Annotated in this window: 18 protein-coding genes; 10 read left to right on the top strand and 8 right to left on the bottom strand. The window is 64.9% G+C overall.

What is annotated here, in order from left to right; all coding sequences use genetic code 11:
* Positions 1 to 4: 4 nt before the first annotated feature.
* The 5 genes from treS to treY are packed head-to-tail and all read left to right on the top strand — an operon-like array spanning position 5 to position 12,056.
* Entirely contained in the window at positions 5 to 3,298 is a 3,294-nt protein-coding gene (treS, locus tag BRAD3257_RS11015) for a maltose alpha-D-glucosyltransferase (RefSeq protein WP_122401840.1), read from the top strand.
* On the top strand, positions 3,291 to 5,438 hold the full coding sequence (gene glgB / locus BRAD3257_RS11010; protein WP_162500157.1) for a 1,4-alpha-glucan branching protein GlgB: 2,148 nt from the start codon (positions 3,291 to 3,293) through the stop codon (positions 5,436 to 5,438). Before treS ends, glgB begins: the two co-directional genes overlap by 8 nt.
* Positions 5,439 to 5,441: 3 nt before the next feature.
* Positions 5,442 to 7,520 carry a glycogen debranching protein GlgX gene (glgX, locus tag BRAD3257_RS11005; RefSeq protein WP_122401838.1) on the top strand — a complete coding sequence of 693 codons (2,079 nt, stop codon included), beginning with the start codon at positions 5,442 to 5,444 and terminating at the stop codon, positions 7,518 to 7,520.
* On the top strand, positions 7,517 to 9,268 hold the full coding sequence (gene treZ, locus BRAD3257_RS11000) for a malto-oligosyltrehalose trehalohydrolase (protein WP_122401837.1): 1,752 nt from the start codon (positions 7,517 to 7,519) through the stop codon (positions 9,266 to 9,268). Before glgX ends, treZ begins: the two co-directional genes overlap by 4 nt.
* Position 9,269: 1 nt before the next feature.
* The gene (gene treY, locus BRAD3257_RS10995) at positions 9,270 to 12,056 is read left to right on the top strand and encodes a malto-oligosyltrehalose synthase (RefSeq protein WP_122401836.1); all 2,787 of its coding nucleotides are present in this window, start codon (positions 9,270 to 9,272) and stop codon (positions 12,054 to 12,056) included.
* Positions 12,057 to 12,058: 2 nt separating this feature from the next.
* On the opposite strand, the gene BRAD3257_RS10990 is transcribed toward treY, so the two are convergent.
* Positions 12,059 to 12,376 carry a polyhydroxyalkanoic acid system family protein gene (locus tag BRAD3257_RS10990; protein WP_122401835.1) on the bottom strand — a complete coding sequence of 106 codons (318 nt, stop codon included), beginning with the start codon at positions 12,374 to 12,376 and terminating at the stop codon, positions 12,059 to 12,061.
* Between the two features lie 181 nt (positions 12,377 to 12,557).
* Here BRAD3257_RS10990 and BRAD3257_RS10985 point away from each other — a divergent pair, with 181 nt between their 5' ends.
* Positions 12,558 to 12,722 (top strand): DUF3309 family protein, encoded by a 165-nt coding sequence (locus BRAD3257_RS10985; RefSeq protein ID WP_084298933.1) that lies wholly within the window; start codon positions 12,558 to 12,560, stop codon positions 12,720 to 12,722.
* A 112-nt stretch (positions 12,723 to 12,834) separates the two neighbouring features.
* On the opposite strand, the gene ligD is transcribed toward BRAD3257_RS10985, so the two are convergent.
* Positions 12,835 to 15,510 carry a DNA ligase D gene (ligD, locus tag BRAD3257_RS10980; protein ID WP_122406491.1) on the bottom strand — a complete coding sequence of 892 codons (2,676 nt, stop codon included), beginning with the start codon at positions 15,508 to 15,510 and terminating at the stop codon, positions 12,835 to 12,837.
* A gap of 117 nt (positions 15,511 to 15,627) precedes the next feature.
* On the opposite strand from ligD, the gene ku reads away from it, so the two are divergent.
* Entirely contained in the window at positions 15,628 to 16,512 is an 885-nt protein-coding gene (gene ku, locus BRAD3257_RS10975; RefSeq protein ID WP_122401834.1) for a non-homologous end joining protein Ku, read from the top strand.
* Positions 16,513 to 16,684: 172 nt separating this feature from the next.
* On the opposite strand, the gene BRAD3257_RS10965 is transcribed toward ku, so the two are convergent.
* From BRAD3257_RS10965 to BRAD3257_RS10940, 6 genes are all read right to left on the bottom strand, one after another.
* On the bottom strand, positions 16,685 to 17,374 hold the full coding sequence (locus BRAD3257_RS10965) for a response regulator (protein WP_122401832.1): 690 nt from the start codon (positions 17,372 to 17,374) through the stop codon (positions 16,685 to 16,687).
* Positions 17,371 to 20,094, bottom strand: coding sequence for a sensor histidine kinase (locus BRAD3257_RS10960; protein ID WP_122401831.1), 2,724 nt, complete (start codon positions 20,092 to 20,094; stop codon positions 17,371 to 17,373). The genes BRAD3257_RS10965 and BRAD3257_RS10960 overlap by 4 nt, the downstream gene beginning before the upstream one ends.
* A 40-nt stretch (positions 20,095 to 20,134) precedes the next feature.
* Positions 20,135 to 20,740, bottom strand: a complete 606-nt coding sequence (locus BRAD3257_RS10955) for a K(+)-transporting ATPase subunit C (RefSeq protein ID WP_122401830.1) — start codon at positions 20,738 to 20,740, stop codon at positions 20,135 to 20,137.
* 107 nt (positions 20,741 to 20,847) lie between these two features.
* Positions 20,848 to 22,965, bottom strand: coding sequence for a potassium-transporting ATPase subunit KdpB (gene kdpB / locus BRAD3257_RS10950; protein ID WP_122401829.1), 2,118 nt, complete (start codon positions 22,963 to 22,965; stop codon positions 20,848 to 20,850).
* A gap of 24 nt (positions 22,966 to 22,989) precedes the next feature.
* Entirely contained in the window at positions 22,990 to 24,693 is a 1,704-nt protein-coding gene (kdpA, locus tag BRAD3257_RS10945; protein ID WP_122401828.1) for a potassium-transporting ATPase subunit KdpA, read from the bottom strand.
* 40 nt (positions 24,694 to 24,733) lie between these two features.
* Positions 24,734 to 24,823, bottom strand: coding sequence for a K(+)-transporting ATPase subunit F (locus tag BRAD3257_RS10940; RefSeq protein ID WP_091879689.1), 90 nt, complete (start codon positions 24,821 to 24,823; stop codon positions 24,734 to 24,736).
* Between the two features lie 385 nt (positions 24,824 to 25,208).
* Here BRAD3257_RS10940 and BRAD3257_RS10935 point away from each other — a divergent pair, with 385 nt between their 5' ends.
* The 3 genes from BRAD3257_RS10935 to upp all read left to right on the top strand — a co-directional run bounded on the left by BRAD3257_RS10935 (position 25,209) and on the right by upp (position 26,613).
* Entirely contained in the window at positions 25,209 to 25,676 is a 468-nt protein-coding gene (locus tag BRAD3257_RS10935) for a hypothetical protein (RefSeq protein ID WP_122401827.1), read from the top strand.
* Between the two features lie 6 nt (positions 25,677 to 25,682).
* The gene (locus tag BRAD3257_RS41750) at positions 25,683 to 25,811 is read left to right on the top strand and encodes a hypothetical protein (RefSeq protein ID WP_283809952.1); all 129 of its coding nucleotides are present in this window, start codon (positions 25,683 to 25,685) and stop codon (positions 25,809 to 25,811) included.
* Positions 25,812 to 25,977: 166 nt separating this feature from the next.
* Positions 25,978 to 26,613, top strand: a complete 636-nt coding sequence (upp, locus tag BRAD3257_RS10925; RefSeq protein WP_122401826.1) for a uracil phosphoribosyltransferase — start codon at positions 25,978 to 25,980, stop codon at positions 26,611 to 26,613.
* The last annotated feature ends 15 nt before the right edge of the window (positions 26,614 to 26,628 follow it).

Genomic DNA, 26,628 nt, shown 5'->3' with positions numbered 1-26,628 from the left:
CGCCATGAATGTCCTGTCTTCCGTCGATGCCAAAAAAGCCGAGGCTGCCGAGGTCGTGGATGAGCTCTGGTACAAGGATGCCATCATCTATCAGCTCCACGTCAAGGCTTTTGCCGACAGCAACAATGACGGCATCGGCGACTTCGCCGGACTGACCGAGAAGCTGCCTTACCTCCAGGAGCTCGGCGTCACCGCGCTGTGGCTGCTGCCGTTCTATCCCTCGCCCGGCCGCGACGACGGCTACGACATCGCCGACTACGGGTCGGTCAATCCCGATTTCGGGACGATGAAGGATTTCAAGCGCTTCATCCAGGAGGCGCAGAAGCGCGGCCTGCGCGTCATCACCGAGCTCGTCGTCAACCACACTTCGGACCAGCACAAGTGGTTCAAGCGCGCGCGGCGCAGCCATCCAGGCTCCAGCGCGCGCAACTGGTACGTCTGGAGCGACACCGACCAGAAATACCAGGGCACGCGCATCATCTTCACCGACACGGAGAAGTCGAACTGGACCTGGGATCCCGAGGCCGGCGCGTTCTACTGGCACCGTTTCTTCTCGCACCAGCCGGACCTCAATTTCGACAATCCGCGCGTGGTCAGCGCCATCATCCAGGTGATGAAGCGCTGGCTCGATGCCGGCGTCGACGGATTCCGCCTCGATGCCATTCCCTATCTCTGCGAGCGCGAGGGCACCTCGAACGAGAACCTCCCCGAGACGCATGCGATCATCAAGCGCCTGCGCCAGGAGCTCGATGCGTATTCCAAAGGCAAGCTGCTGCTGGCCGAGGCCAATCAATGGCCGGAGGACGTGCAGGAATATTTCGGCCGTGGCGACGAGTGCCACATGGCCTATCACTTCCCGCTGATGCCGCGCATCTACATGGCGATCGCACAGGAGGACCGCTTCCCGATCACCGACATCCTGCGCCAGACGCCGGACATCCCGGCGAGCTGCCAATGGGCGCTGTTCCTGCGCAACCACGACGAACTGACGCTGGAGATGGTCACCGACGTCGAGCGCGACTATCTCTGGACCACCTACGCCAACGATCCCCGCGCGCGCATCAATGTCGGCATTCGCCGGCGCCTTGCGCCGCTGATGGACAACGACCGCCGCAAGATCGAGCTGATGAACTCGCTGCTGCTGTCGTTCCCCGGCACGCCGATCATCTATTACGGCGACGAGATCGGGATGGGCGACAACATCTATCTCGGCGACCGCAACGGCGTGCGCACGCCGATGCAATGGAGCCCGGACCGCAACGGCGGTTTCTCGCGCTGCGATCCGGCCCGCCTCTACGCGCCGCTGATCATGGACCCGGTCTATGGCTACGAGTCGGTGAACGTGGAGGCACAGTCGCGCAGCCTGTCGTCGCTGCTCAGCGCCACCAAGCGGCTGATCTCGGTGCGCAAGTCGACGCTCGCCTTCGGCCGCGGCACCATGACCTTCATCCGCCCGGCCAACCGCGCCGTGCTGGCCTATGTCCGGCAGTATCGCGACGAGGTGATCCTCTGCGTCGCCAATCTCTCCCGTGCCGCGCAAGCGACCGAGCTCGACCTGTCGCCGTGGAAGGACCGCATCCCGCAGGAGATGCTCGGCCGCACCCGCTTTCCCGCGATCGGCGAACTGCCTTACATGATCACGCTGGGGCCCTATGGCTTCTACTGGTTCCAGCTCCTGGAGCGCGACAAGTCCGAGCCGGTGACGCCGAGCGCGGTGCCGGAGTTCGAGACGCTGGTGGTCCCGGTGAACTCGAACTGGGTGTCGCTTGCCCGCGAGCGCGGCGTGTTCGAGCGCGACGTGCTGCCGGGATTTCTGTCACGGACGCGTTGGTTCCCCGAGCACAATCCCAAGCAGATCAAGACCGCGTTGACCTCTGCGGTGCCGTTCTGCGACATTGGCGACAACCGCCCCTGGATCGCGTTCTTCGAGACCAGGCAGGGGGACGCGACCACACGCTACGTACTGCCGCTACAGATCGAGTGGGTGCGCTTCGACCGCGAGCGCTTCAACCCGAAAGCGCTGGCCGCCGTGCGCCAGGGCGCGCGCGAAGGCACGCTGCTCGATGTCGCGACCGAGCAGATCTTCATCGGCCTGTTCCTGCGCAATCTGTCGCAGAATCTCGTGGTGGAAGAGAACAATCTGCGGCTGGAGTTCAAGGCCACCAGCCGCTTCGCCGATTACACGATCAAGGAGCCCGGGCGCATCCGTGCGATCGAGCAGTCGAACAGCACCGCGCTGGTCGACAACCAGTACGTCGCCAAGATCTATCGCCGGCTCGAAAGCGGCATCAGCCCCGAGATCGAGATCGGCCACTATCTCACCGAGGTCGCGCGCTTCGCCAACACACCGGCGCTGCTCGGCAGCGTCGAGCTGGTCGACGGCGACCAGCGCAGCGCGCTCGGCGTGCTGCATGCCTATGTCGAGAACCAGGGCGACGGCTGGACGGTGACCACGGGCTATCTCGATCGTTATATCGACGAGCAGCGCGTGGCGCCGGCCGATAAGATGCCACGCGAAACCCAGGAGCAGGCGCCGTATCTGCATTTCATCGCGCAGATCGGCCGGCGGCTCGCCGAGCTACATGTCGCCCTCGCCGCGGCAAGACCGGACGAGCTCGCTCCGGAGCCGATCGATTCCGCATGCATCGCGCGCCTCGTATCCGACCTCAAGGCTCGCGCCGAGCAGGTTTTCGAACGGCTGGCCGACAGCCGCCACGGCCTGCCGGAGGCGCACCGGCCGCTGATCGATCGGCTTACGGAGACGCGTGCGGGCCTGTCCGACCGGCTGAATGCGCTATTGCCTTCCGGGACCCGTGGGTTGAACATCCGTCATCATGGCGACTTCCGCCTCGGGCAAACTCTGATCGTGAAGGACGACATCTTCATCATCGATTTCGACGGCGATCCGCGCGTGCCACTGGTCGACAAGCGGCGCAAGGCTCCGGCCGCCCGCGACGTCGCGGGCCTGATCCACTCGATCGACGTTTCGGTTAACGCGGCCCTCAGTCGCGCGCTCACGGGCGCCTCCGACGAGCAGGGCCGGCTCGTCGCCGCGCTCGACGAATGGCGCGAACGCGCCACCGCGACCTTCCTATCCGCCTACCGCGAAGCCATGACCGACCGGAGGCTGTGGCCGGAAGATCGGCCATCAACGCGAGGCCTGTTAAGGTTTTTCCTGCTTGATCAAGCGTTCGACGAAGTAGAGCACGAGCTGTCCCACCGGCCTGAGGGGCTCCATGCGCCGCTGACCGAACTGCTTCGCATTCTGTCCAGTGCCGAGAGCGAAGCCCATGCCTAAATTGCCTGCCGAGGCCTATGCGATCATCGAGGGCCGCCACTCCGATCCCTTCCACTATCTCGGGCTGCATCCCGAGGGCGGCAAAAGCGTGGTGCGCGCGTTTGTGCCCGAGGCCACCAATGTCGAGGCGGTCGGCGAGCATGGCGAGGTCGCTCCGCTCGACCGCGTGCACGATTCCGGTCTGTTCATCGGCGCCCTGCCCAATGGCTCGAAGCACTACCAGCTGCGCGCGACCTTCGGCAACGACGTCGTCGAGTTCGAGGATGCCTACCGCTTTCCGCCGATCCTGACCGATTTCGATCTCTACCTGCTCGGCGAAGGCACCCATCAGCGCCTCTACGACAAGCTCGGCGCGCATCCGATGCGGCTCGAGGGCGTGGACGGCATCGGCTTCGTGGTGCTGGCGCCAAATGCGCGGCGCGTATCCGTGGTCGGCGACTTCAACTTCTGGGACGGGCGGCGTCACCCGATGCGGGTGCGCGGCAGCGGTTACTGGGAATTGTTCATTCCGCATGCGAAGGCCGGCGATCACTACAAATTCGAGATCATCGGCCCGCACGGCCACCTGCTGCCGCTGAAATCCGATCCGCTGGCATTTGCCAGCGAGCTGCGGCCGAAGACGGCTTCGATCGTGTTCGACGAGGCGCGTCTGCCGCGGCCGCGCCCGGCGCCCGACGGCATCAATGCCCTGTCGGCGCCGATGTCGATCTACGAGGTCCATCTCGGCTCGTGGCGGCGCAAGGGCAACAATGAATGGCTGACCTATCGCGAGCTGGCCGAGCAGCTGCCGGCCTACGCCCGCGACATGGGATTCACCCATCTCGAATTCCTGCCCGTCAGCGAGCATCCGTTCGACGGCTCCTGGGGCTACCAGCCGACCGGCCTCTATGCGCCGACCAGCCGCTTCGGCACACCCGATGACTTTGCGACACTGGTCGATGCCTGCCACCGCGAGGGCATCGGCGTGCTGCTCGACTGGGTGCCCGGCCATTTCCCGGATGATCCGCACGGGCTCGGCCATTTCGACGGCACCTCGCTCTACGAGCACGCCAACCCGCTCCAGGGTCGCCACCTCGACTGGGGCACGCTGATCTACAATTACGGCCGCACCGAAGTGACGAACTTCCTGGTGTCGAATGCACTGTTCTGGCTGGAGCGTTACGCGATCGACGGCCTGCGCGTCGACGCGGTGGCCTCCATGCTGTATCTCGACTACAGCCGGCCGCCCGGCGCGTGGGTTCCGAACCAGTATGGCGGACGGGAGAACATCGAGGCGATCAACTTCCTGCGCCGTTTCAACACGGAAGTGTTCGCCCGCTTCCCGCAGGCGACCACGGCGGCTGAGGAGTCCACTGCCTGGCCTCAGGTCTCACGCCCGGTCGAATTCGGCGGGCTCGGCTTCGGCTACAAGTGGAACATGGGCTGGATGCACGACACGCTGAGCTACATCAGCAAGGATCCGATCTACCGCAAGCACCACCACGGCGAGATCCTGTTCGGCCTGCACTACGCGTTCTCGGAGAACTTCATCCTGCCGCTGTCGCATGACGAGGTCGTGCACGGCAAACGTTCGATCCTCGGCCGCATGCCCGGCGACGAGTGGCAGCGCTTCGCCAATTTGCGCGCCTATTACAGCTTCATGTTCGGACATCCCGGCAAGAAGCTGCTGTTCATGGGCGCGGAAATCGCGCAGAGCAGCGAATGGAATCACGATCAATCGCTCGACTGGCACCTGCTCGAATACAAGTACCATTCCGGCATCCAGGCGCTGATCCGCGACCTCAACCGGCTCTACCGGGCCGTGCCGGCGCTGCACCAGATGGATTGCGACCAGGCCGGCTTCGAATGGCTGATCACCGACGATGCCAACCGCAACGTGTTCGCCTGGCTGCGCAAGGGCTTTGACGAGCAGGCGCGATGCCTGGTGGTCGTCAATTTCTCTCCCAATGTCTATCGCAACTATCGCGTTCGCGTGCCTTTGGCCGGCAAGTGGAAAGAGGTGTTCAACTCCGACTCCGCCCATTACGGCGGCAGCAATGTCGGGAACATCGGCGAGGTTCAGACCGTTGACGGCAAGACGCCCGAGCTCCGCCTCACCATTCCGCCGCTCGCCGCGATCTTCCTCGTTCCGGAAAGCTGATCGATGCGCCTGACCGCCGGATCGCCCGCACGGCTCGGCGCAAGCTGGGACGGACGCGGCACCAATTTCGCGCTGTTCTCCGCCAACGCGCAGAGGGTCGAGCTCTGCCTGTTCGACGCGCAAGGCCGCCGCGAGCTCGAGCGTATCGAGCTGCCTGAGAAGACCGAGGATGTCTGGCACGGCTATCTCAATGACGTCTCGCCCGGCCAGCTCTACGGCTATCGCGTGCACGGGCCCTACGAGCCCGAGCACGGCCATCGCTTCAACGCCAACAAGCTGCTGCTCGACCCCTATGCCAAGCGGCTTGCCGGGCGGCTGGTCTGGAGCGATGCCCATTTTGCCTATCGCACCGGCTCACCGCGCGAAGACCTGTCCTTCGACCGGCGCGACAATGCGCGCGGCATGCCGAAGGCCGTCGTGGTCGACGAGACCTTCAACTGGGGCCGCCGCGAGATCCGTCCCAACATCTCCTGGGAAGACACCATCATCTACGAGGCCCACGTCAAGGGCCTCACTCAGAAGCGCGACGACGTGCCGCCGAACTTGCGCGGCACCTATGGCGGCCTGTCCTCGCCGGCGATGATCGAGCACCTGAAGAAGCTCGGAGTCACCACGGTCGAGCTGTTGCCGATCCACAGCTTCGTCGACGACCGCATCCTCGTGGAAAAGAAGCTCGCCAATTACTGGGGCTACAACACGCTGTCCTTCTTCGCGCCCGAGCCGCGCTACGCTCAGGACAACGCGCTCGATTCCTTCCGCACCACGGTGGCGCGGCTGCACGATGCCGGAATCGAAGTGATGCTCGACGTCGTCTACAACCACACCGCCGAGGGCAACCACCTCGGCCCGACGCTGTGCTATCGCGGCATCGACAACGCCTCCTATTACTGGCTGAACCGCGAGAACCCGCGCTACTACGACGATTTCACCGGCTGCGGCTCGTCGGTGAACCTCACCCACCCCCGCGTGCTGCAGATGGTGATGGATTCCCTGCGCTACTGGGTCGAGGTCTGCCATGTCGATGGCTTCCGTTTCGACCTCGCCACCACGCTGGCGCGGGGACCGCACGGCTTTGATCGCGGCAGCTCGTTCTTGACCGCGGTCCGGCAGGACCCGGTGCTGGCGGCCGTCAAGCTCGTCGCGGAGCCCTGGGACCTCGGGCTCGGCGGCTACCAGGTCGGCGCCTTCCCATCGCAATGGTCGGAATGGAACGATCGCTATCGCAGCGCCATGCGCCGCTACTGGAGCGGCGAAGGCAGCCTGATCGGCGACATTTCCAGCCGTATGACCGCGTCGTCCGACCTGTTCAACCATGACGGACGCCGGCCGCGCGCCAGCATCAATCACATCACCGTCCACGATGGCTTCACCCTCGCCGACCTCTTCAGCTACAACGAGAAGCACAACGAGGCCAATGGCGAGGACAATCGCGACGGCTCCAACGACAATCACAGCAACAATTGTGGTGTCGAGGGGCCGACCGATGATCCCAACATCATCAGCCTGCGCCGGCAGCTGCGCAAGAACGTGCTGGCCTGCCTGATGCTGGCGCAGGGCGTTCCGTTGATCCTCGCCGGCGACGAGGTCGGCAACTCGCAATCCGGCAACAACAACGCCTATTGCCAGGACAACGAAGTCGGCTGGGTCGGCTGGGACAATCTCGGCAAGGAGGGCGACGACATGGTCGATTTCGTCGCCCATCTCGCCGACATCCGCCGCCGGTTCTCGCAGCTGCGCAGCCATCGCTGGCTTGATGGCCGGCCCAAGGACGGCGCCTCCTACGGTGCGTTGTGGCTGACGCCCGCCGGCGACGAGATGACGGAGAGCGACTGGAAATTTCCGGAAGGCAGATTCCTCTCCTATGTGATGGGCCCGATGGAACCGGGCGGGGCTGCGATCTTTATCGTCCTGAACGCCGCCCCCGAAGAGATCGCATTCAAATTGCCCAGAATGGCCGAATATAAGAGCTGGCAGCAGATCCTGAACACGACCGATGCCAAGCTGAATACGATCGACTTCCTGCCCGGGAGCGACAGCAAGGCGCCGCCGCGCTCCGTGCTCGCCTTTGCGGGGGCACCATGAGGGCATCCTTCGGGGCGAGGCCGACGAAGGACGGCGTGTCGTTCCGGCTATGGGCCCCCGCCGCGCGCCGTGTCGACCTCTTGCTCGACCGCAGGCACGCGATGCAGCGCCGGCACGATGGCTGGTACGTCGCCGACATTGCCGGTCTCACCGCCGGCAGCCCCTACAAGTTCAGGATCGACGACGAGATCGACGTGCCGGATCCTGCTTCGGCTTTCCAGCCCAAGGACGTGTTCGGCCCGAGCGAGGTGATCGATCACGACGCCTTCGTATGGCGCGCGCGCGAATGGCGGGGCCGTCCGTGGGAAGAGACGGTGCTGATCGAGACCCATGTCGGCACCTTCACGGCCGAAGGCACCTACCGCGCCATGATCGACAAGCTCGATCATCTCACGGCAACCGGCATCACCGCGCTGGAATTGATGCCGCTGGCAGATTTCGCAGGACGCCGCGGCTGGGGCTATGATGGCGTGCTGTGGTATGCGCCCGACAGCGCCTATGGCCGGCCCGAAGACCTGAAGACGCTGATCGACGAGGCCCATCTGCGCGGGCTGATGGTGTTCCTCGACGTGGTCTACAATCATTTCGGCCCGGAGGGGAATTATCTCGGCCGCTATGCGCCGATCTTCTTCACCGATGCGCACACGCCATGGGGCAGCGCGATCGACTACCGCCTGCCGCAGGTGCGCGCGTTTGCCGTCGAGAACGCGCTGTCCTGGCTCTGCGACTACCGCTTCGACGGCCTCAGGCTCGACGCCGCCAACCACATCATGGCTGTCCCGGGCGAGCAGTCCATGCTGCAGGACCTCAGCGTTGCCGCCGGCGAGCTCGCCAAGGCCACGGGACGCCACATCCACCTCGTGCTGGAGAACGGCGACAATCGCGCCAGCCTGCTCGATGCTGCGCAGGACCCGCCGAACGGCAAATATCGTGGCCAGTGGAACGACGATTATCATCACGTCTGGCACGTGATGCTGACCGGCGAGCATGCCGGCTATTATGGCGATTACCAGACGCCGCGCATGGATCTTGCGCGCGCGCTCGCCTCCGGCTTCGTCTATCAGGGCGAGATCTCGGAATTCTGGGGCAAGAAGCCGCGCGGCGAGCCGAGCGGCAAGCTGCCGCCGGCGACCTTCGTCAACTTCCTGCAGAACCACGATCAGATCGGTAATCGTCCGCTTGGCGAGCGGCTGGAAAGCCTGGCATCGCCAAAACAGATCGAGGCCGCGCTCGCGGTTACCCTGCTCACCCCGATGGTGCCGATGCTGTTTCAGGGCGAGGAATGGGGCTCGACGGTCCCCTTCCCGTTTTTCTGCGACTTCCAAGGTGGACTCGCCGATGCGGTGCGCAAGGGGCGCAAGCAGGAATATGCCTGGGCGTACGAAAAATACGGCGACGAAGTGCCCGACCCACTCGATCCCGCAACGCTGCAATCGGCCGTGCTCGATTGGGCCGGCCGCACGCCGCAGCAGGACGAGCGCCTTGCGCTGGTGAAGGACCTGCTCGCGCTCCGTCACAAGGAGATCGTGCCGCGGCTGAAGGGCGCGAGCTTCGGTGACGCCGAGGCGGCCGACAACGGCCTGCTCACCGCGCATTGGCGGATGGGCGACGGCACGACGTTGCGCCTCGTCGCCAATCTCTCGGATCACGAGATCACCTCCACCGTCAGTGCGGGCGCGCCGATCTGGGGCGGCGCGGCCGGCGATCGGATTCCGCCCTGGTCGGTGGTCTGGCGTCTCGGAGGTTGACATGCCTCCTGCCATTCCGCTCGCGACCTACCGGCTCCAGCTCACGGCGGATTTCGACTTCGACAAGGCTGCCGCGGTCGTACCTTACCTGAAAGCGTTGGGGATCACGCATCTCTACGCCTCGCCGGTGATGAAGGCGCGAAAGGGCTCGAGCCATGGCTACGACACGGTCGACCACAGCCAGCTCAATCCGGAGCTGGGCGGCGAGGCCGGTTTTGCGCGGCTGAGCGAGGCGCTTCAGCAGCACGATCTCGGCCTCATCATCGACTTCGTGCCCAACCATGTCGGCGTGCACTTCTCCGACAATCCCTGGTGGCTCGACGTGCTGGAATGGGGCCAGGCCTCGCCGCACGCGGCCTCCTTCGATATCGACTGGGATCAATTGGCCTACCGCGCCCGCGGCGGCGTGCTGCTGCCGATCCTCGGCACGTCCTACGGCGAGGCGCTGGAGCGCGGCGACATCGAGCTGCGCTACGATCCGGACGAGGGAAGTCTCTCCGCCTGGTATTTCGAGCACCGCCTACCCATCGCGCCGGAGCGCTACGGCGAGATACTGCGCGTGATCGTCAAGGAGGCGGACGCCGCCGAGACGGAGCCCGGCAAGTGCCTGCTCGCGCTCGCGGCGCGCTACACCGGTCTGCGCCGCCCCAATCGCAAGGAAGCTCCCGCCTTCAAGACCGAGCTCAAGGAGATCGCAGGCGCCCCCGACATCATCAGTCGCGGCCTTGCCGCCTATCGCGCCGGCAAGGACCGCCCGGCACAGACGCTGACGCTGCATCATCTCCTGGAGCGCCAGCACTACAAGCTCGGGCACTGGCGGCTTGCCTCCAGCGACATCAATTATCGCCGCTTCTTCGACGTCAACGGCCTCGCCGGCCTGCGCGTCGAGGACGCGAGCACATTTGCCGCCACGCATCGGCTGGTGAAGCAACTCATCGCCGAGGGCAAACTACAGGGAATCCGGCTCGATCACATCGACGGCCTGCGTGACCCCGCACAATACTGCCAGCGGCTGCGCCGGCTGGTGCGCGACGCCCAGGGCAACACAAAGCCGTTCTATACGGTGATCGAGAAGATCCTGTGCGAGCACGAGCGCCTGCCGCATTTCGCCGGCGTCCAGGGCACCACCGGCTACGAGTGGATGAACGTCATTACCCATGTGCTGGTCGATCCCAAAGGCCTGGAAGCGCTCGACGAGACCTGGCGGCAGATCAGCAACCGCCCGCCGCGGCTTGCGCCTTACGTCAAGGAGGCGAAGCGGCGGGTGCTCGAGACCTTGCTTACCAGCGAGTTCACCGTGCTGACGCGTCTGCTCGCGCGCATCGCCAACGGGCATTATTCGACACGCGACTTCTCAGCCGACAGTCTGCGGCAGGCGCTCGAACTTTATGTGCTGCATTTCCCGGTCTATCGCACCTACCTGACGCACAGCGGCCCCACCGCGCACGACCGCAAGCTGATCGAGGACACCATCGCGCGCGCCCGCCGGGAGTGGTTTGCCGCCGACGAAGGCATTTTCGACTTCCTGCGGGACGCGCTGACCATGGACTTGCTCAAGCCCGGCCGTCCTCCGCACAGCACGCCGCGCGTGCGCCGGTTCGCGCTGAAGGTGCAGCAGTTCACCGGGCCGATGATGGCGAAGTCGCTGGAGGACACGGCGTTCTATCAATTCCACCGGCTGCTTGCGCTGAACGAGGTCGGCGGCGATCCCGCGAGCACCGGCCTCACCATTCCCGCCTTCCACCAGGCCATGCAGGCCCGCGCCAGGGAATGGCCGCAAGGCATGACCGCGACGGCCACCCACGATACCAAGCGCGGCGAGGATGCCCGCATGCGTATCGCGGCGCTGAGCGAGGTTCCCGGCGAATGGACCAGCGCGGTGGCGCGATGGAAGGTGTTGAACGCGCCGCATCTCACACTCCACGGCAATTTCCGCGCCCCGTCGGCGACGTTCGAATACATGCTCTACCAGACCCTGCTCGGCACCTGGCCGCTGCAAGAGTCGATCGATGCCGCCTTCGTCGAGCGCATCCAGGCCTATGCGCTCAAGGCTGCGCGCGAAGGCAAGGAGGAGACGAGCTGGCTCAATCCGCATGAAGCCTACGAGAACGGCATACGCGACTTCATCGAGAAGATCCTCGACCCCGCTCAATCCGCCGAATTCCTGGAGGCGTTGCAAACCCTGGCTCGCCGCGTCGCGCTGCTCGGCACGTTGAACTCGCTGAGCCAGCTCACGCTCAAGGCGACGCTGCCGGGCGTGCCGGACTTCTATCAAGGCAGCGAATTCTGGGACCTGTCGCTGGTCGATCCCGACAACCGCCGCCCCGTCGACTTCGCCGCGCGCCGCGCGGCGCTGACGTCATTGGAAGCGCCGGACTGGAACGGCCTGATCAAGAGCTGGCCGGACGGCCGGCTCAAGCTGGCCTGGACGCGGCATCTGGTCAAGCTGCGCAACGAGCTTGCCGACGTGTTCGCGCAAGGCGACTACCAGCCGCTGGAAGTACAGGGCGCACATGCCGACCATGTCATCGCCTTCGCGCGTCGCCACGGCCGCACGGCTGCGATTGTCGTGGTCGGGCGTCAGTTCGCGCCGTTCACCCAAGCAGGCCGGGAATGGCCCGCACTGGAGGGGCTTGACGCGACGATCGACATCACAGGCTATACCGTGCCCGGCCTTGCGGGGAACGACCTGCCGCTCGCCCAGGCTTTCCGCGACTTTCCCGCCTCGGCCATCGCGGCCCGAACCGCGAACGCCATCAGGCCCTCGCGGCAGCGCGTGCACGCCTGAAGTTACTTTCCCCCGTCTTTGGTCAACAGCAATTGGCCGCGCTTCCTGATCGTCGCCTGCGCCATCTCGGCAAAGCGCTGCAACAGCCAGGGCAGCACCACCTCGACCCGGACCTGATCGTCGGCCACGTCGATCTGACCGGTCGCGACCTGCCCCAGCGCACGGATGCGGAAGTTCATGCTGTCTCCGCTCCAGCGTTCCTCCTCCACCTGCATCACGGGAATGCTTGCTGCGGCGCGGCCAAGCCCTGCCTTGAGCCGGCGCACCGCCTCCTCGCGGCCGAGACGATGCGGAATTGAGACGACAAGCGGCGCTGACATGGTCCTGACCCCTTCTGACTGATCCCCACCTACTCATGGCCGACGGAAGGGCAAAGGTTCCATGCGAGCTGGGGCCGGCGCCCACGTTGCGGAGCCGGAACTTTAAAACATACGGCAAGTTGCTCCCACACGACGGGACAGGTGCAAACGACCCTTTCATCAAAGGGCTGAGGAGATTCGTATGTCAATCGGCACGATCATTCTGATCATTCTGGTCATCGCCCTGCTGGGCGGATTCAGCGGCATCGGCGGCGGGCCGTTCTACGGCACCGGCTATTACGGCGGCGGCGGCCTTGGGCTCGTCATCATCATCCTGCTGATCCTACTGCTGATGGGGCGGATCTAGTTAGGGCGGTCATTCCGGGGCGCGCGCACGCGCGAACCCGGAACCTCGCGTCACAAATCTCTGGATTCCGGGTCTGCGCTTCGCGCAGCCCGGAATGACGTTTGGAAAGCACCTACCTCGCCTTCGCCGCCAGCTTCTTCATCGCCGCTTTGATCGACGCGGCGGCATCGTCATAACCCTCCCATGCTTTCGATCTCGGCAACAGGCCCGGCACGGTGCGCAGCGTATACTTCTTCGGATCGAGATCGCTCTTCACCTGCGCCCAAGTCAGCGGCATCGATACCGTGGCGCCGACGCGCGCCCGCGGCGACAGCGGGGCAACCGCGGTCGACATGCGGTCGTTGCGGAGATAATCCAGGAAGATCTTTCGCTTGCGCAGCTTCTTCGACATGTTGAGCAGATAGCGTTCGGGATCGTCATTGGCCATCCACTGGCAGACGCCTTGTGCAAATGCCTTGGCTTCCTTCCAGCTCACCTTCTCGCGCGCGCCGTGGAGCAGCGGCACCACCACGTGGAGGCCCTTGCCGCCCGTGGTCTTGCAGAAGCTGTCCATGCCGACATCACCCAGCCGCTGCCGCATCTCCTTGGCCGCTTCGACGACCTCGGCGAAGTCCACGTCGGGCGCGGGATCGAGATCGAACACCAGCCGGCCCGGCGTGTCGTAGGCATAAGGCGCGCAGTTCCAGGGATGCAACTCGACGCCGCCGATCTGCGCCACGGCGGCAAGCCCCTCGACCCGATCGATCTCGAGATAGGGCTTGCGGTCGCCGGAGACCCGCGCGAGCTCCAGAAGGTTCGACTGCCCCTGCATGGCGTGGCGCTGGAAGAAGCATTCGCCCTTGATACCGTCGGGGGCGCGGATCAGCGAACAAGGCCGGCCCTTGAGGTGCACGATCATCCATTCGCCGACGGCTTCGAGATAGCGGGCAAGGTCCAGCTTGGTGACGGGCTCACCATTGCCGTCATCAGGCCAGAGCTCCTTGTCCGGTTTGGAGATGACGACACCCATGACCTCGGCATTTTGAGCGGCCTGCTTCGATTGTCCGCCCGCCTTCGTGCGCGCCGGCTTCCTGGCCGAGGGTTCGGCGAGCTCGGTATCGACCGGCGCCTCGGCCTCGACCTCCTCGGCCGGCTTGTCCTGCCGCAATCCCTTGAATGCCGCCTGGCGAATATTGCCGTCGGCGGTGAAGCCGGCAAACTCGATCTCGGCGACGAGCTCCGGCTTCAGCCAGTGCACGTCGCGGGTCTTCTTCGGTGCGTTCTTGCCGCCGAAGGGGTTTTGCTTGGTCTCCATGGCCTTCAGAAGAGGCATGATGCGCTTGAGCTTGTCCGCGCCAAAGCCGGTGCCGACCATGCCGACGAAGGCGAGATGATCGCCACGCTGCACGCCGGCCATCAGCGAGCGGAATTTACCGCTGGTGGTCTTGTAGCCGCCGATCACCACCTCGTGGCCGGCCCGGCATTTCGACTTGACCCAGCTCTCGGTGCGGCCGGACCGATACGGGGCATCCAGCTTCTTCGACACCACGCCTTCGAGCTCGAGCTTGCAGGCCGATTTGAGCACGGCATCACCGCCGCTCTCGAAATGCTCGACATAGCGGATCTGGCTCGATTTCCGCTTGCGCTGGCCCAGCAGCTCCTTCAGCCGGGCCTTGCGTTCGCCGAGCGGCAGACGACGGTAATCCTCGTGCTCCGCGAAAAGCAGGTCGAAGGCAAAGAAGATCAGCTCGTCGGTCTTGCCATCGGACAGCGCAGCTTGCAGCGAGGAGAAGTTCGGCGCGCCGGTATGGTCGAGTGCGACGATCTCTCCGTCGATCATCACGTCCGGCAGCGCTGCCGCTTCCTTGGCAATGGAGGCGAACTTGCCGGTCCAGTCGAGACCCTTGCGCGTCTTCAGCGTCGCCTCGCCGTCCTCGACCCGGAGCTGCACCCGGTAGCCGTCGAACTTGATCTCGTGGCACCAGCCCTCGCCGGGCGGCGGCCGCTCGACCAGCGTACAGAGCTGGGGCGCAACGAAGTCCGGCATCTCCGAGGCCTTCTTGGCGTTCGTCGCGGTCGTGGCGCTCTTCTTCCCCGCTTTGCCGGCTTTCAACGCCGTTCGCGGCGCCGGCTTCACCGTACGCCCTTTCGTCTCCTCGGCACGGTTGGACTGCCAGACTGCATCGGCCTTGCCCTTGGGACCCTTGGCCAGCATGAACGGCTTCGGCGCGCGGCCCTTGCCTTCGGCGATCTGCTCCATCGCGCGGCCGGAGGCGACGGACTTGTCCTGCTCCAGAATGTCGTTGTCCGCGCCTTCGCGGACATATTCGTCACGATGCTTGATCAGCAGCCAGTTGGTCCGCTTCTCGCCGCCGCGCTTGCGCATGCGCACCAGGACCCAGCTGCCATGCAGCTTGTCGCCGTGGAGCGTGAACTTGAGATCACCCTTCTTGAAGCCGGCTTCCGGATCTTCCGATTCCCAATAGCCTCGATCCCACAGCATCACGGTGCCGCCGCCATATTGGCCTTCGGGTATCGTGCCTTCGAAATCACCATAGTCGAGCGGGTGGTCCTCGACCTCGACCGCGAGGCGCTTGTCGTGCGGATCGAGCGAGGGCCCTTTCGTCACCGCCCAGGACTTGAACACGCCGTCGAGTTCGAGCCGGAGATCGTAATGCAGGCGCGTCGCGTCGTGCTTCTGGATCACGAACCGCCGCTGTTTCGAGGGGGCCACTGCGGTCCTGCCCGATGGTTCGGGCGTCTTCTCGAAGTCACGCTTCTGTCGGTAAGTGGAGAGTTTTTGCAGCACGACCGGTCCCGCTTCTCTTTCGGCGTTCAAGCCTATCACGGTCAAAGTCCCGTCCGGAACCAAAACCCTGTGCGACGGTTGGGGTTCCAAAACGCCTTGAAAACGCTGGAGAATGGAATGGCCCCGCGCGCCTATTGGAAGGGAACGTTGAAGCTCTCGCTGGTGAGCTGCCCGGTGGTGCTCTATCCGGCGGCAACCGCCGCGGAGAAGACGCGGTTTCATCTCATCAACCGCGAGACCGGGAACCGGCTCAAGCAGCAGATGATCGATTCCGAGACCGGCGACGTCGTCGAGAGCGATCAGAAGGGGCGCGGTTACGAGCTGAGCAAGGGCAAATATGTCGAGATCGAGCCGGAGGAGCTCGAGGCAGTCCAGATCGAAAGCAACCACACCATCGACATCGAAAGCTTTGTGCCGCGCGAGGAAATCGACAAGCGCTATCTCAACCATCCCTATTACATCGCGCCCGACGGCAAGGCCGCCGTCGACGCCTTCGCGGTGATCCGCGACGCCATGAAGGATGAGGACCGCGTGGCGCTGGCCAAGATCGTTCTCACCAATCGCGAGCACGTCATGGCGATCGAGCCGCTCGGCAAGGGCCTGCTCGGCACCACGCTGCGATTCCCTTACGAGCTGCGCGACGAGGACCAGTTCTTCGACGACATCAAGAGCCCGAAGATCACCAAGGACATGGTCGAGCTCGCCGGCCACATCCTGCAGACCAAGGCGGCACATTTCGATCCCAGCAAATTCAAGGACGAATACGAGGACGCGCTGAAGGCACTGGTGAAGCGCAAGGCCAGCGGCAAGAAGATCGAACTGCCGGAGCCCGAGGAGCGACCGAGCAACGTCATCAGCCTGATGGACGCGCTGAAGCAGAGCCTGAAGGGGCGCGGCGGCAAGAAGACGGCGGCGAAGTCACATGCGCGGCGTGCGACGGGACGGCACCGAGCCGCGAAGAAGACGCACCGGACAGCTGCGAGGCACAGGAAGGCGGGTTGACCTTGCACCGTCATTGCGGAAACAGGCTTGCGCCACAACCTCTGTCGTCATGCCCGGCTCGACCCGGGCATCCACGCCTGTCCTCACACGCCGATAGACGTGGATGGCCGGGTCAAGCCCGGCCATGACGAGTGCGCCTCAAGCCAGCACACCATGCCGCCAAGTCGAACGCTCAATCCCCCGCCTTCAGCCGGTACCCGATGCCCGTTTCCGTGAGCACATATTGCGGCCGTTCGGGATCGGCTTCGATCTTCTGGCGGAGCTGGCGGACATAGACGCGCAAGTACTGCGCGTCGGTCAATTCGTCCCAGAGCTCCCTCAGCAGGAAGCGGTGGGTGAGCACCTTGCCGGCATGCTGCACCAGCACGCGCAACAGGTCATATTCCTTCGGCGAGAGCTTCACGTCACGGTCCCCGACCTTGACGATGCGGCGGACGAGATCGACGGAGAGATCGCCGGTGCGGAACAAAGGGCGCTCGCCCTTGATCTGAAGCTGGTGGCGCAAAGCGGCGCGCAGGCGCGCCAGGAGCTCCTCCATGCCGAACGGCTTGGTCAGATAATCGTCGGCACCGAGATCGAGCGCCTGGACCTTGCCGGCTTCGTCACCGCGGCTGGACAGCACCACGATCGGCACGCCTTCGTTGCGGGTGCGGATGGTGCGGAGCAGCTCGTGCCCCTGAACGTCGGGCAGGCCCAGATCGAGAATGATCAGCGCCGGCTCTTCGCCGAGCTTTTCCAGCGCGGTCTTGCCGTTCGACGCTTCCAGGATTTCGTAGCCTTGCGTCGTCAGCCCCATCCGCAGCAATTTGCGGATCGGCGGCTCGTCGTCGATGACCAGGACCTTGATCGGAGCAGCGCTCATGCGGCGGTATCCAATGCGTGACTCTCTGCCGGAACGGGCAGGCGGATGGTGAGGACCGCGCCGCTGCGCTCGCTGCGATTGGCAGCGGAGATCGTGCCGCGCATCGCCTCGACGAAGCCGCGGGAGATGGCGAGCCCGAGCCCCGTCCCCGGGCGGACGTGATCGCCCTTCTGCACGCGATAGAACTTGTCGAACACGCTCTCGAGCTCGTCAGGGGGAATGCCGGCGCCCTCATCGGCGATCTCGAGCACGACGTGACTGCTGTCGCGCCGGCCCCGGATCGAGATCGTGGTCCCGGATGGCGCGTATTTGGCGGCATTGTCGAGCAGATTGAACAGCACCTGCTCGAACAGCACGGCATCGAGCTGGAGCATCGGCAGATCGGCGGCCAGCACCAGCTCGACCTTGTGGCCGCCAAGGATCTTGCTGGCGCGCCGGAGCGCGCTGCCCACGATTTCGTCGAGATCGTGCAGCGCCGTGTTGGGCACGATGGCGCCGGATTCGAGCTTGGTCATGTCGAGCAGATTGGCAATGAAGCGGTTGAGCCGCTCGGATTCGTCGATGACGGTCGCGAGCAGGTCGCGCTTTTCGGTGTCGGAGAGAGCGCCGGCAAGATCGCGCATGGTCGAGGCTGCGCCGAGCACGGAGGCGAGCGGCGTTTTCAGATCATGCGAGATCGAGGTCAACAGCGCCGACCGCAGGCGCTCGGATTCGACGGTGCGCTTGACGCGGTCCATGTCCTCGACCAGCAGCACGCGCTCGATCGCGAGCGCGCCTTGGTCGACCAGCGCATCGAGCAGCCGGCGCTGGTCCGGCGTCAGCAGCGGGCCGGTGCGGTCGTTGTCGATGCCGATCACACCGATCGGACGCCGGCCGGTGCGCATCGGCAGAAACAGTCGTTTTGCGCCGGGCAAGGTGTCCGAGCCGCGGCCGGCGGCGCGATCGTTGCTCCAGGCCCAGTTGGCCGCAGCGAGGTCGGCCTGATCGAGCTCATCCTCCGGCGGATAGCCCGATTTCACCGTGAGCAGACCCTCGTCGGGCAACAGCAGAACGACGCGCACCTTCAGCATCAGCGCGATCTGGTAGGCGGTCGCCCACAAGACGTCGTCGAGCGTGGCGGTGCCGGCGAGCTTGCGGCTGAAGGCATACAGCTGCTCGGTCATCCTGATCCGGCCAATCGCCGCATCGGCCTGCGTACGCACGCGCGCTGCGACATTGGAGACGAGCATCGCCACCACCATGAACAGCACGAAGGCGGCGACGTTGGTCGGATCCGTGATCGTGAACGTGTAGATCGGCGGAATGAAGAAGAAATTGTAGCACAGTGAAGCCGCCACCGTCGCCAGCAGCGACGGCCATAAGCCATAGCGCACGGCAACCGCGACGACCGAGGTCAGCAGCACGAGGTCGACGTTCTCGAGCCCGAACCGGGGCTGGATCAGCTCGGCGGCGCCGAGGCCGATCAGCACGATCCCGAGCGCCTTCAGATAGGGCAGCGGATCGAACGGCTCCGAGCGCGCAGCGGTCTGCACCGCGGTCTTGGGCGCGGCCTCGCCGGGCAGCTCGTCACCGGCGATGACGTGGACGGTGATGTTGCCGGCGCGGCGCACCAGGTCGTGCACGACGGAGCCGCGCGTCATCTCGAACCAGCGCGAGCGCGTCGATTTGCCGATCACGATCTGGGTGACGTTGTTGCCTTGCGCGAAATTGACGACGTCGTCGGCGATGCGGCGGCCGACGGCGGGAATGGTCAGCGCCTCTCCGCCGAGCGATTCCGCAAGCCGCAACGTATCGGCCAGCCGATCCCGCTCCTCGTCGGACAATTGCAGGGATCGCCGCGTCTCGATCGAGATCGCGGTGAACGGCGCATGCAGCCGATCGGCCAGCCGCTTGGTGTAGCGCACGAGGCCGGCCGCGCGCGGATCCTCGCTGACCCAGACGAGAATGCGCTCACCCGCGGCCCAGGGACCGGGAATCGCATTCGCCTGCATGTGGTTGAGGAGCTGCTCGTCGACCCGCTCGGCGGTGCGCCGCAGTGCGAGTTCGCGGAGCGCCGTGAGATTGCCCGGCGAGAAATAATGCTCCAGTGCCCGCTCGGCCTGCTTGGGCACATAGACCTTGCCCTCCTTCAGCCGCTGGATCAGATCGTCGGGCGTGAGGTCGATCAGCTCGATCGCGTCGGCGCGGTCGAACACCGAATCCGGCACGGTCTCGCGCACCCTGACATGGGTGATCTGCGCAACGACGTCGTTCAGGCTCTCGATATGCTGGATGTTGACGGCGGTGTAGACGTCGATGCCGTGCGAGAGCAGCTCCTCGACGTCGAGATAGCGCTTAGGATGGCGGCTGCCGGCCGCGTTGGTGTGGGCGAGCTCGTCGACCAGCGCAATCTGCGGCCGCCGCGCGATCACCGCATCGAGATCCATCTCCTCGACAACCTGGCCGCGGTAGTCCAGCCTCTTGCGCGGGACCACTTCGAGATCGCGCACCAGCGCCTCGGTCTCGGCGCGGCCATGGGTCTCGACGAAGCCGACCACGACGTCGATGCCGGCCTTGCGCTTGGCATGGGCGCTTTGCAGCATCTCATAGGTCTTGCCGACGCCGGGCGCGGCGCCGACGAAGATCTTCAGCCTGCCGCTCGCGCTCTCCTCCCGACGCGCAGCTTCCAGCAGCGCCTCGGGAGAGGGACGTTGTTCGGGATCGCGGCGCTCTCGGACCATGCTATCAATATAATCATCTGCGCACCGCGAGCCTAGACCGCTACTTGGCTGCAGCGCGATCCAGCGCGAGGTTCAGCGCCAGTACGTTAACGCGAGGTTCGCCCATCAGGCCTAGCAAGCGGCCCTGAACGTTGGCCGCCACGATCTGCTTCACAGCGTCCTGCGGCATATTCCGGGCCTTGGCAACGCGCGGCACCTGGAATTCCGCTGCTTCCGGCGAGATGTCAGGGTCGAGACCGCTGGCGGAGGTGGTGACCAGGTCGACCGGCACCTGCGCATTCGGATTCTCGGTCTTGAGCTTGTCCACATCCTCCTTCAGCCGGTCGGCCAGCGCCTTGCTGGTCGGGCCGAGGTTGGAGCCGCCCGAATTGGCGGCGTTGTAAGGCGCCGCAACCGTCTTGGTCGAATCATTCGGGTCCGGCGCCAGCGTTGCCGAAGGGCGGCCGTGGAAGTACTTGTCGTCCTTGAACTCCTGCCCGATCAGGCCAGAGCCGATCACCTTGCCGTCCTTCTCGATCAGGCTGCCTTGCGCCTGCGCGGGGAAGAGCGTACCGGCGATGGCCGTCATTGCGAGCGGATAGGCGAGGCCCGTGATGGCGGTGAGCACCAGCAAGAGCACGATGGCCGGGCGGATTTCTCTGAGCATGTGCTTCTCCTATTTCTTTCGTCATTGCGAGCGAAGCGAAGCAATCCAGCGTCCTTCCACTGAGGCAGTCTGGATAGTTTCGTCGCTTCGCTCCTCGCAATGACGCGTTAGGCCAAATGCAAGGCGACGACGACGAGGTCGATCGCCTTGATACCGATGAAGGGCACGACGATGCCGCCAAGCCCGTAGATCAAGAGGTTACGCCGGAGCAGCGCACCGGCACCGACCGCGCGATAGGCAACGCCTTTCAGCGCCAGCGGGATCAGCGCAATGATGACGAGCGCATTGAAGATGATCGCCGACAGGATGGCGCTCTGCGGGCTCGACAGGTTCATGACGTTGATCACGCCAAGCTGGGGATAGAACGCCAGGAACATCGCCGGGATGATCGCAAAATATTTTGCGACGTCGTTGGCGATCGAGAACGTCGTCAGCGCGCCGCGCGTCATCAAGAGCTGCTTGCCGATCTCGACCACCTCGATCAGCTTGGTCGGGTTGGAGTCGAGATCGACCATGTTGCCGGCTTCGCGCGCGGCCTGGGTGCCGGTGTTCATGGCGACACCGACATCGGCCTGGGCGAGCGCCGGGGCGTCGTTGGTGCCGTCGCCGCACATCGCAACCAGCTTGCCCTTGGCCTGCTCGTCGCGGATCAGCTTGAGCTTGTCCTCGGGCGTTGCCTGCGCCAGGAAATCGTCGACGCCGGCTTCTGCGGCGATGGCAGCAGCCGTCATCGGATTGTCGCCGGTGATCATGATGGTGCGGATGCCCATGCGGCGCAGCTCGGCGAAGCGCTCGCGAATGCCGCCCTTGACGATATCCTTGAGCTGAACGATTCCGAGCAGCTTGCCGTCCTTGGCGACAGCCAGCGGCGTGCCGCCCGATTTGGCGACTTCGTCGGCAATGGCGCTGATCTCGCGGCCGGCCTCGGACAAAGCCGCGGGCTGCAAGGCCCGTGCCGCGTTGCCCGAGGCGATCGCGATCGGCGCGCCGCCGCCGATATAGTTGAGGATGGCATCGACCGCACCCTTGCGCACCGACGAGCCGCCGGCGTTGACGCCGCTCATGCGGGTCTGCGCCGTGAACGGAACGAAGGTCGCTCCCAGCTCGGCCATGTCGCGGCCACGGATCCCGTACTTCTCCTTGGCGAGCACGACGATGGAGCGGCCTTCCGGCGTCTCGTCCGCGAGCGAGGCGAGCTGGGCGGCATCGGCCAACTCCTGCTCGGTGACACCGCGCACGGGACGAAAGGCGGTCGCCTGCCGATTGCCGAGCGTGATGGTGCCGGTCTTGTCGAGCAGCAGCGTGTCGACATCACCGGCAGCTTCGACCGCGCGGCCGGACATGGCGAGCACGTTGAAGCGCACCAGGCGGTCCATGCCGGCGATGCCGATCGCCGACAACAGCGCGCCGATCGTGGTCGGGATCAGCGTCACGAACAGCGCGACCAGCACGATCACGGAGATCGAGCCGCCGGCATAGGCCGCGTAGCTCGGAATGGTCACGGTGGCGAACACGAAGATGCTGGTGAGGCCGGCGAGCAGGATGTTGAGCGCGATCTCGTTCGGCGTCTTCTGCCGCTCGGCGCCCTCGACCAGCTTGATCATGCGGTCGATGAAGGTCGAGCCCTGCGCGGCGGTGATGCGGACGCGGATCCAGTCCGACAGCACCTGCGTGCCGCCGGTCACGGCCGAGCGGTCACCGCCGGATTCGCGGATCACGGGCGCGGACTCGCCGGTGATGGCGGCCTCGTTGACGGAGGCGACGCCCTCGATCACTTCACCGTCCGATGGGATCGTGTCGCCCGCCTCGACCAGCACGAGATCGCCGACCTTCAGGCTCGTGCCTGATACGAGCTTGTAGTCGCGGCCCGCGCCGCTCAGGAGCTTGGCCTGGCTCTCGGTGCGGCTCTTGCGCAGCGTCTCGGCCTGCGCCTTGCCCCGGCCCTCGGCCACCGCTTCGGCAAGGTTTGCGAACAGCACGGTGAACCACAGCCAGAGGATGATCTGGAAGGTGAAGGCGAGATTTTCCCCGCCGATGACGAGGTCGCGGACGAAGATCACGGTGGTGAGCGCGGCCACGATCTCGACCACGAACATCACGGGGTTCTTGATCATGGACCGCGGATCGAGCTTGGTGAAGGCTGCACCGAGGGCGGGCACCACGATCCTGGGATCCAGCATCGCCGAGACCGGCATGCGCTTGTTGGGTTTATGGACGGGTTCCATGGAGGTCACTCCGAAAGAGCTGGATCAGAAGACGTTGCCGGCGTTCATCGCGAGGTGCTCGACAATGGGGCCGAGCGCGAGCGCCGGGAAGAAGGTCAGGCCGCCCATGATCAGGATGACGCCGACGACGAGGCCGACGAACAGGCCGCCGGTAGTCGGAAAGGTCCCCATCGACGGCGGAATGGATTTTTTCTCCGCCAGCGATCCCGCGATCGCCATCGCCGGCACGATCATGAAGAAGCGGCCGACGAACATGGCAACGCCGCCGGTCAGATTGTAGAACGGCGTATTACCGGTGAGGCCCGCAAAGGCGGAGCCGTTATTGGCGGTCTGGGAGGTATAGGCATAGAGCACTTCGGCGAAACCGTGTGGGCCGGCATTGGCCATCGATGCCACGGCCGACGGCAGCACCACGGCGACGGCGGTCCAGCCGAGAATCATCAGGGGCAGGACGAGAATGGCGAGCATCGCCATCTTGACCTCACGCGCCTCGATCTTCTTGCCGACATATTCCGGCGTGCGGCCGACCATCAGGCCTGCGACGAAGATCGCGAGGATGACGAACAGCAGCATGCCGTACATACCGGCGCCGACGCCGCCGACGATGATTTCGCCGAGCTCCATGTTGATCAGCGGGATCATGCCGCCGAGCGCGGTGAAACTGTCGTGCATGGCGTTCACCGCGCCGCACGAAGCGGCGGTGGTGATGACCGCGAACAGCGCGGACGCAACGATGCCGAAGCGGATTTCCTTGCCCTCCATGTTGCCCCCGGTCAGGCCCAGCGCCTGGAGCGTCGAGGTGCCCTGAGCCTCCGCCCAGTAGGCGACGGCGACGCCCGCGACGAACAGCACGCCCATTACGGCGAGGATCGCCCAGCCCTGGCGCTGGTTGCCGACCATGCGGCCGAACACGTTGGTCAGCGCCGCACCGAGCACGAAGGTCGACAGCATCTGCACGAAATTCGACAGCGCGGTCGGATTTTCGAACGGGTGCGCGGCATTGGCGTTGAAGAAGCCGCCGCCATTGGTCCCCAGCATCTTGATCGCGACCTGCGAGGCGACCGGACCGACCGCAATGGTCTGCTTGGTGCCTTCGAGCGTGGTCGCTTCGACGTAGTTGCCCAGCGTCTGCGGCATGCCCTGCCAGACCAGGAACAGCGCGAACACGACGCAGATCGGCAGCAGGATGTAGAGCGTGCAGCGGGTCACATCGACCCAGAAATTGCCGACGGTGCGCATGGATGCGCGGGCAAAGCCGCGGATCAGCGCCACCGCGAGCACGATGCCGGTCGCCGCCGACAGGAAATTCTGGTGCGTGAGGCCGACCATCTGGGTCAGATAGGAGAGCGTGCTCTCGCCGGCGTAGTTCTGCCAGTTGGTGTTGGTGATGAAGGAGATCGCGGTGTTGAAGGACAGATCCTCGGCAACCGCGGACTGCCCGGCCGGATTGAACGGCAGCACGGCCTGGAGCCGCATGAGGCCGTAGATGATGAGGAAGCCGCCGACATGGAACAGCAGCATGGCGACCGTGTAGGTCAGCCAGTGCTGCTCGCGCTTCTCGTCGACGCCGGAGATCCGGTAGATGCCGGCCTCGATCGGGCGCAGCACCGGCGACAGGAACGTCCGCTCGCCGCTGAAGACGCGCGTCATGTACCAGCCGAGCGGCTTGGTCAGCGCGACGATGATGGCACAATAGAGAATGATCTGGAGCCAACCGATCACGGTCATGGAGAGAGCCTTTGTGGAATCGCGTTAGAGCGGCGCCCGCTCAGAACCGTTCGGGCCGCAGCAGCGCGTAGGTGAGATACATCAGGAGGCCGAACGAGACGGCGCCGGCGAGCGCATAATCGAAGATCATGGTCCGCTCCCTCAAAGCCGTTCGCAGGCGTAGGTATAGCCGACCGCGAGCGCGAAGAAGACAAAGCCCAGCGCCAGCATCAGAATGTCCATCATGGAGATGATCCTCGTCTGTCCCTATGTCCGGCAATTATTCTCGGCCTGCCGGCGGCACGACGCTGACGTGCCACCGCGGACATAGGTTTTCGAGACGGAGGCCGCGGCGAAGTTATAGGAATCTCATAAAGGCCGGCGAGCCGGCTTGCCGTGGTCGGTCGGGCAAGTGCATCCGCGCCTTTATGAAATCCTTATATCTTCCGCCCCTTTCTCACCTCGTTTTCAAATGCCGTTCCAGCCATCTTGGACACGCCGGCCGACTGACCGACGCAGATGTCCACGAGGCCCAAGTGACCGCCGCTCTCGAACGCCGTGATCTGCTCTTGCTGGGTGAACGCATTCGCGCCGCGAGCGCAGCGACTCGGCCGTTGATGATCGAGATCATCGATAGGGCGTGCCGACGCTTCCCCTCGCTCAGGCAAAGCGCAGGCACCGCGCGCGTCATGAGCCTGATCGACGTCGAGGCTTGGGCCGATGCCGCGCTCGCATTGATGGAGCTCGAGCTGCCGCTTTGGCAGGTCCGCCGTATCGCCTATGACGATGGGGAGTGGCATTGCGCCCTGTCGCGCCAACGCGAACTGCCGGACTGGCTGGACTCCGCGGTCGAGGGCCGCCATGCCGACCTTGCGCTCTCTCTGATGTCGGCCTTTGCCGAGGTGCAGGTGCTGACCGCGGAGGCAGCCCGGCCGAGCGTTCCCTCTGTTCGTCCGGCCCGCGATCCGCTCTACGAGCCGATCGGCTGCGACAATGTCGGTTAAACGCGCATGCAGACCGGCACGCGAAATCTGGAGCGGGTGGTCACCGTTATCGTCTTGACGATGACGCTGAGCATGATCTGGGGCGCCGTGCTGACGCTCGTGATCGCACTGGCAGCACGCGGCCTGGGCGTTTAGGGTCGCGCCGCCGCGCGCGGCAACGGCACGCGAGCTGACCATGGCGGCCTTTGAAGCGAGCAACCGCGCGCGCAGCGCAGTCGCAATGCCGGGTTGAGGCAAGCTGTCCCGCGGAAAAGGCCTGCCCGATCTGGCGCAATTTCACGGAACCGTGTAGATCGGTTTCATGAGCACAAGCAGCGTCAACGTCGTCGCCCACCCCCTGGTCCAGCACAAGCTCTCCCTGATGCGGGAGAAGGATCGCTCGACCAAGAGCTTTCGCGAGATCCTGAACGAGATCGGGATGCTGCTCTGCTACGAGGTGACGCGTGACCTGCCGCTGGAGCTGGTCGAGATAGAGACGCCGATCGCGCCAATGCAGGCGCCGAAGATCGCCGGCAAGAAGCTCACGCTGGCGCCGATCCTGCGCGCCGGCGTCGGCTTCCTCGACGGCATGCTCGCCTTGATGCCTTCGGCGCGCATCGCCCATATCGGGCTCTACCGCGACCCCGAGACGTTGCAGGCCGTGGAATATTACTTCAAGGCGCCGCAGGACCTGTCCGACCGCACCGTGATCCTGATGGACCCGATGCTGGCGACCGGCAATTCGGCCTGCGCCGGCGCCTCACTGCTCAAGGCCCGCGGCGCCCGCGACATCCGCTTCGTCTGCCTTCTGGCCGCGCCCGAGGGCATCGCCCAGTTCCAGAGCGAGCATCCCGACGTGCCGATCTGGACCGCCGCAATCGACGAGCGGCTCAACGACCACGGCTACATCGTGCCGGGCCTGGGCGATGCCGGCGACCGGATGTTCGGCACCAAGTAGACAGGTTTGCGCGGG

Source organism: Bradyrhizobium vignae (genome assembly GCF_900324035.1).
In the GTDB taxonomy this organism is placed as follows: domain Bacteria; phylum Pseudomonadota; class Alphaproteobacteria; order Rhizobiales; family Xanthobacteraceae; genus Bradyrhizobium; species Bradyrhizobium vignae.
This window is presented reverse-complemented; position numbering and strand designations above follow the sequence as displayed.

What these genes read in the sequence shown, in the direction of transcription:
- BRAD3257_RS10985 (WP_084298933.1), top strand. Translation starts at nt 12,558, where the DNA reads ATGTCAATCGGCACGATCATTCTGATCATTCTGGTCATCGCCCTGCTG.
- glgB (WP_162500157.1), top strand. Translation starts at nt 3,291, where the DNA reads ATGCCTAAATTGCCTGCCGAGGCCTATGCGATCATCGAGGGCCGCCAC.
- treS (WP_122401840.1), top strand. Translation starts at nt 5, where the DNA reads ATGAATGTCCTGTCTTCCGTCGATGCCAAAAAAGCCGAGGCTGCCGAG.
- BRAD3257_RS10990 (WP_122401835.1), bottom strand. Translation starts at nt 12,376, where the DNA reads ATGTCAGCGCCGCTTGTCGTCTCAATTCCGCATCGTCTCGGCCGCGAG.
- glgX (WP_122401838.1), top strand. Translation starts at nt 5,442, where the DNA reads ATGCGCCTGACCGCCGGATCGCCCGCACGGCTCGGCGCAAGCTGGGAC.
- kdpA (WP_122401828.1), bottom strand. Translation starts at nt 24,693, where the DNA reads ATGACCGTGATCGGTTGGCTCCAGATCATTCTCTATTGTGCCATCATC.
- kdpB (WP_122401829.1), bottom strand. Translation starts at nt 22,965, where the DNA reads ATGGAACCCGTCCATAAACCCAACAAGCGCATGCCGGTCTCGGCGATG.
- BRAD3257_RS10960 (WP_122401831.1), bottom strand. Translation starts at nt 20,094, where the DNA reads ATGGTCCGAGAGCGCCGCGATCCCGAACAACGTCCCTCTCCCGAGGCG.
- BRAD3257_RS10955 (WP_122401830.1), bottom strand. Translation starts at nt 20,740, where the DNA reads ATGCTCAGAGAAATCCGCCCGGCCATCGTGCTCTTGCTGGTGCTCACC.
- treZ (WP_122401837.1), top strand. Translation starts at nt 7,517, where the DNA reads ATGAGGGCATCCTTCGGGGCGAGGCCGACGAAGGACGGCGTGTCGTTC.
- ku (WP_122401834.1), top strand. Translation starts at nt 15,628, where the DNA reads ATGGCCCCGCGCGCCTATTGGAAGGGAACGTTGAAGCTCTCGCTGGTG.
- upp (WP_122401826.1), top strand. Translation starts at nt 25,978, where the DNA reads ATGAGCACAAGCAGCGTCAACGTCGTCGCCCACCCCCTGGTCCAGCAC.
- BRAD3257_RS41750 (WP_283809952.1), top strand. Translation starts at nt 25,683, where the DNA reads ATGCAGACCGGCACGCGAAATCTGGAGCGGGTGGTCACCGTTATCGTC.
- BRAD3257_RS10965 (WP_122401832.1), bottom strand. Translation starts at nt 17,374, where the DNA reads ATGAGCGCTGCTCCGATCAAGGTCCTGGTCATCGACGACGAGCCGCCG.
- BRAD3257_RS10940 (WP_091879689.1), bottom strand. Translation starts at nt 24,823, where the DNA reads ATGATCTTCGATTATGCGCTCGCCGGCGCCGTCTCGTTCGGCCTCCTG.
- treY (WP_122401836.1), top strand. Translation starts at nt 9,270, where the DNA reads ATGCCTCCTGCCATTCCGCTCGCGACCTACCGGCTCCAGCTCACGGCG.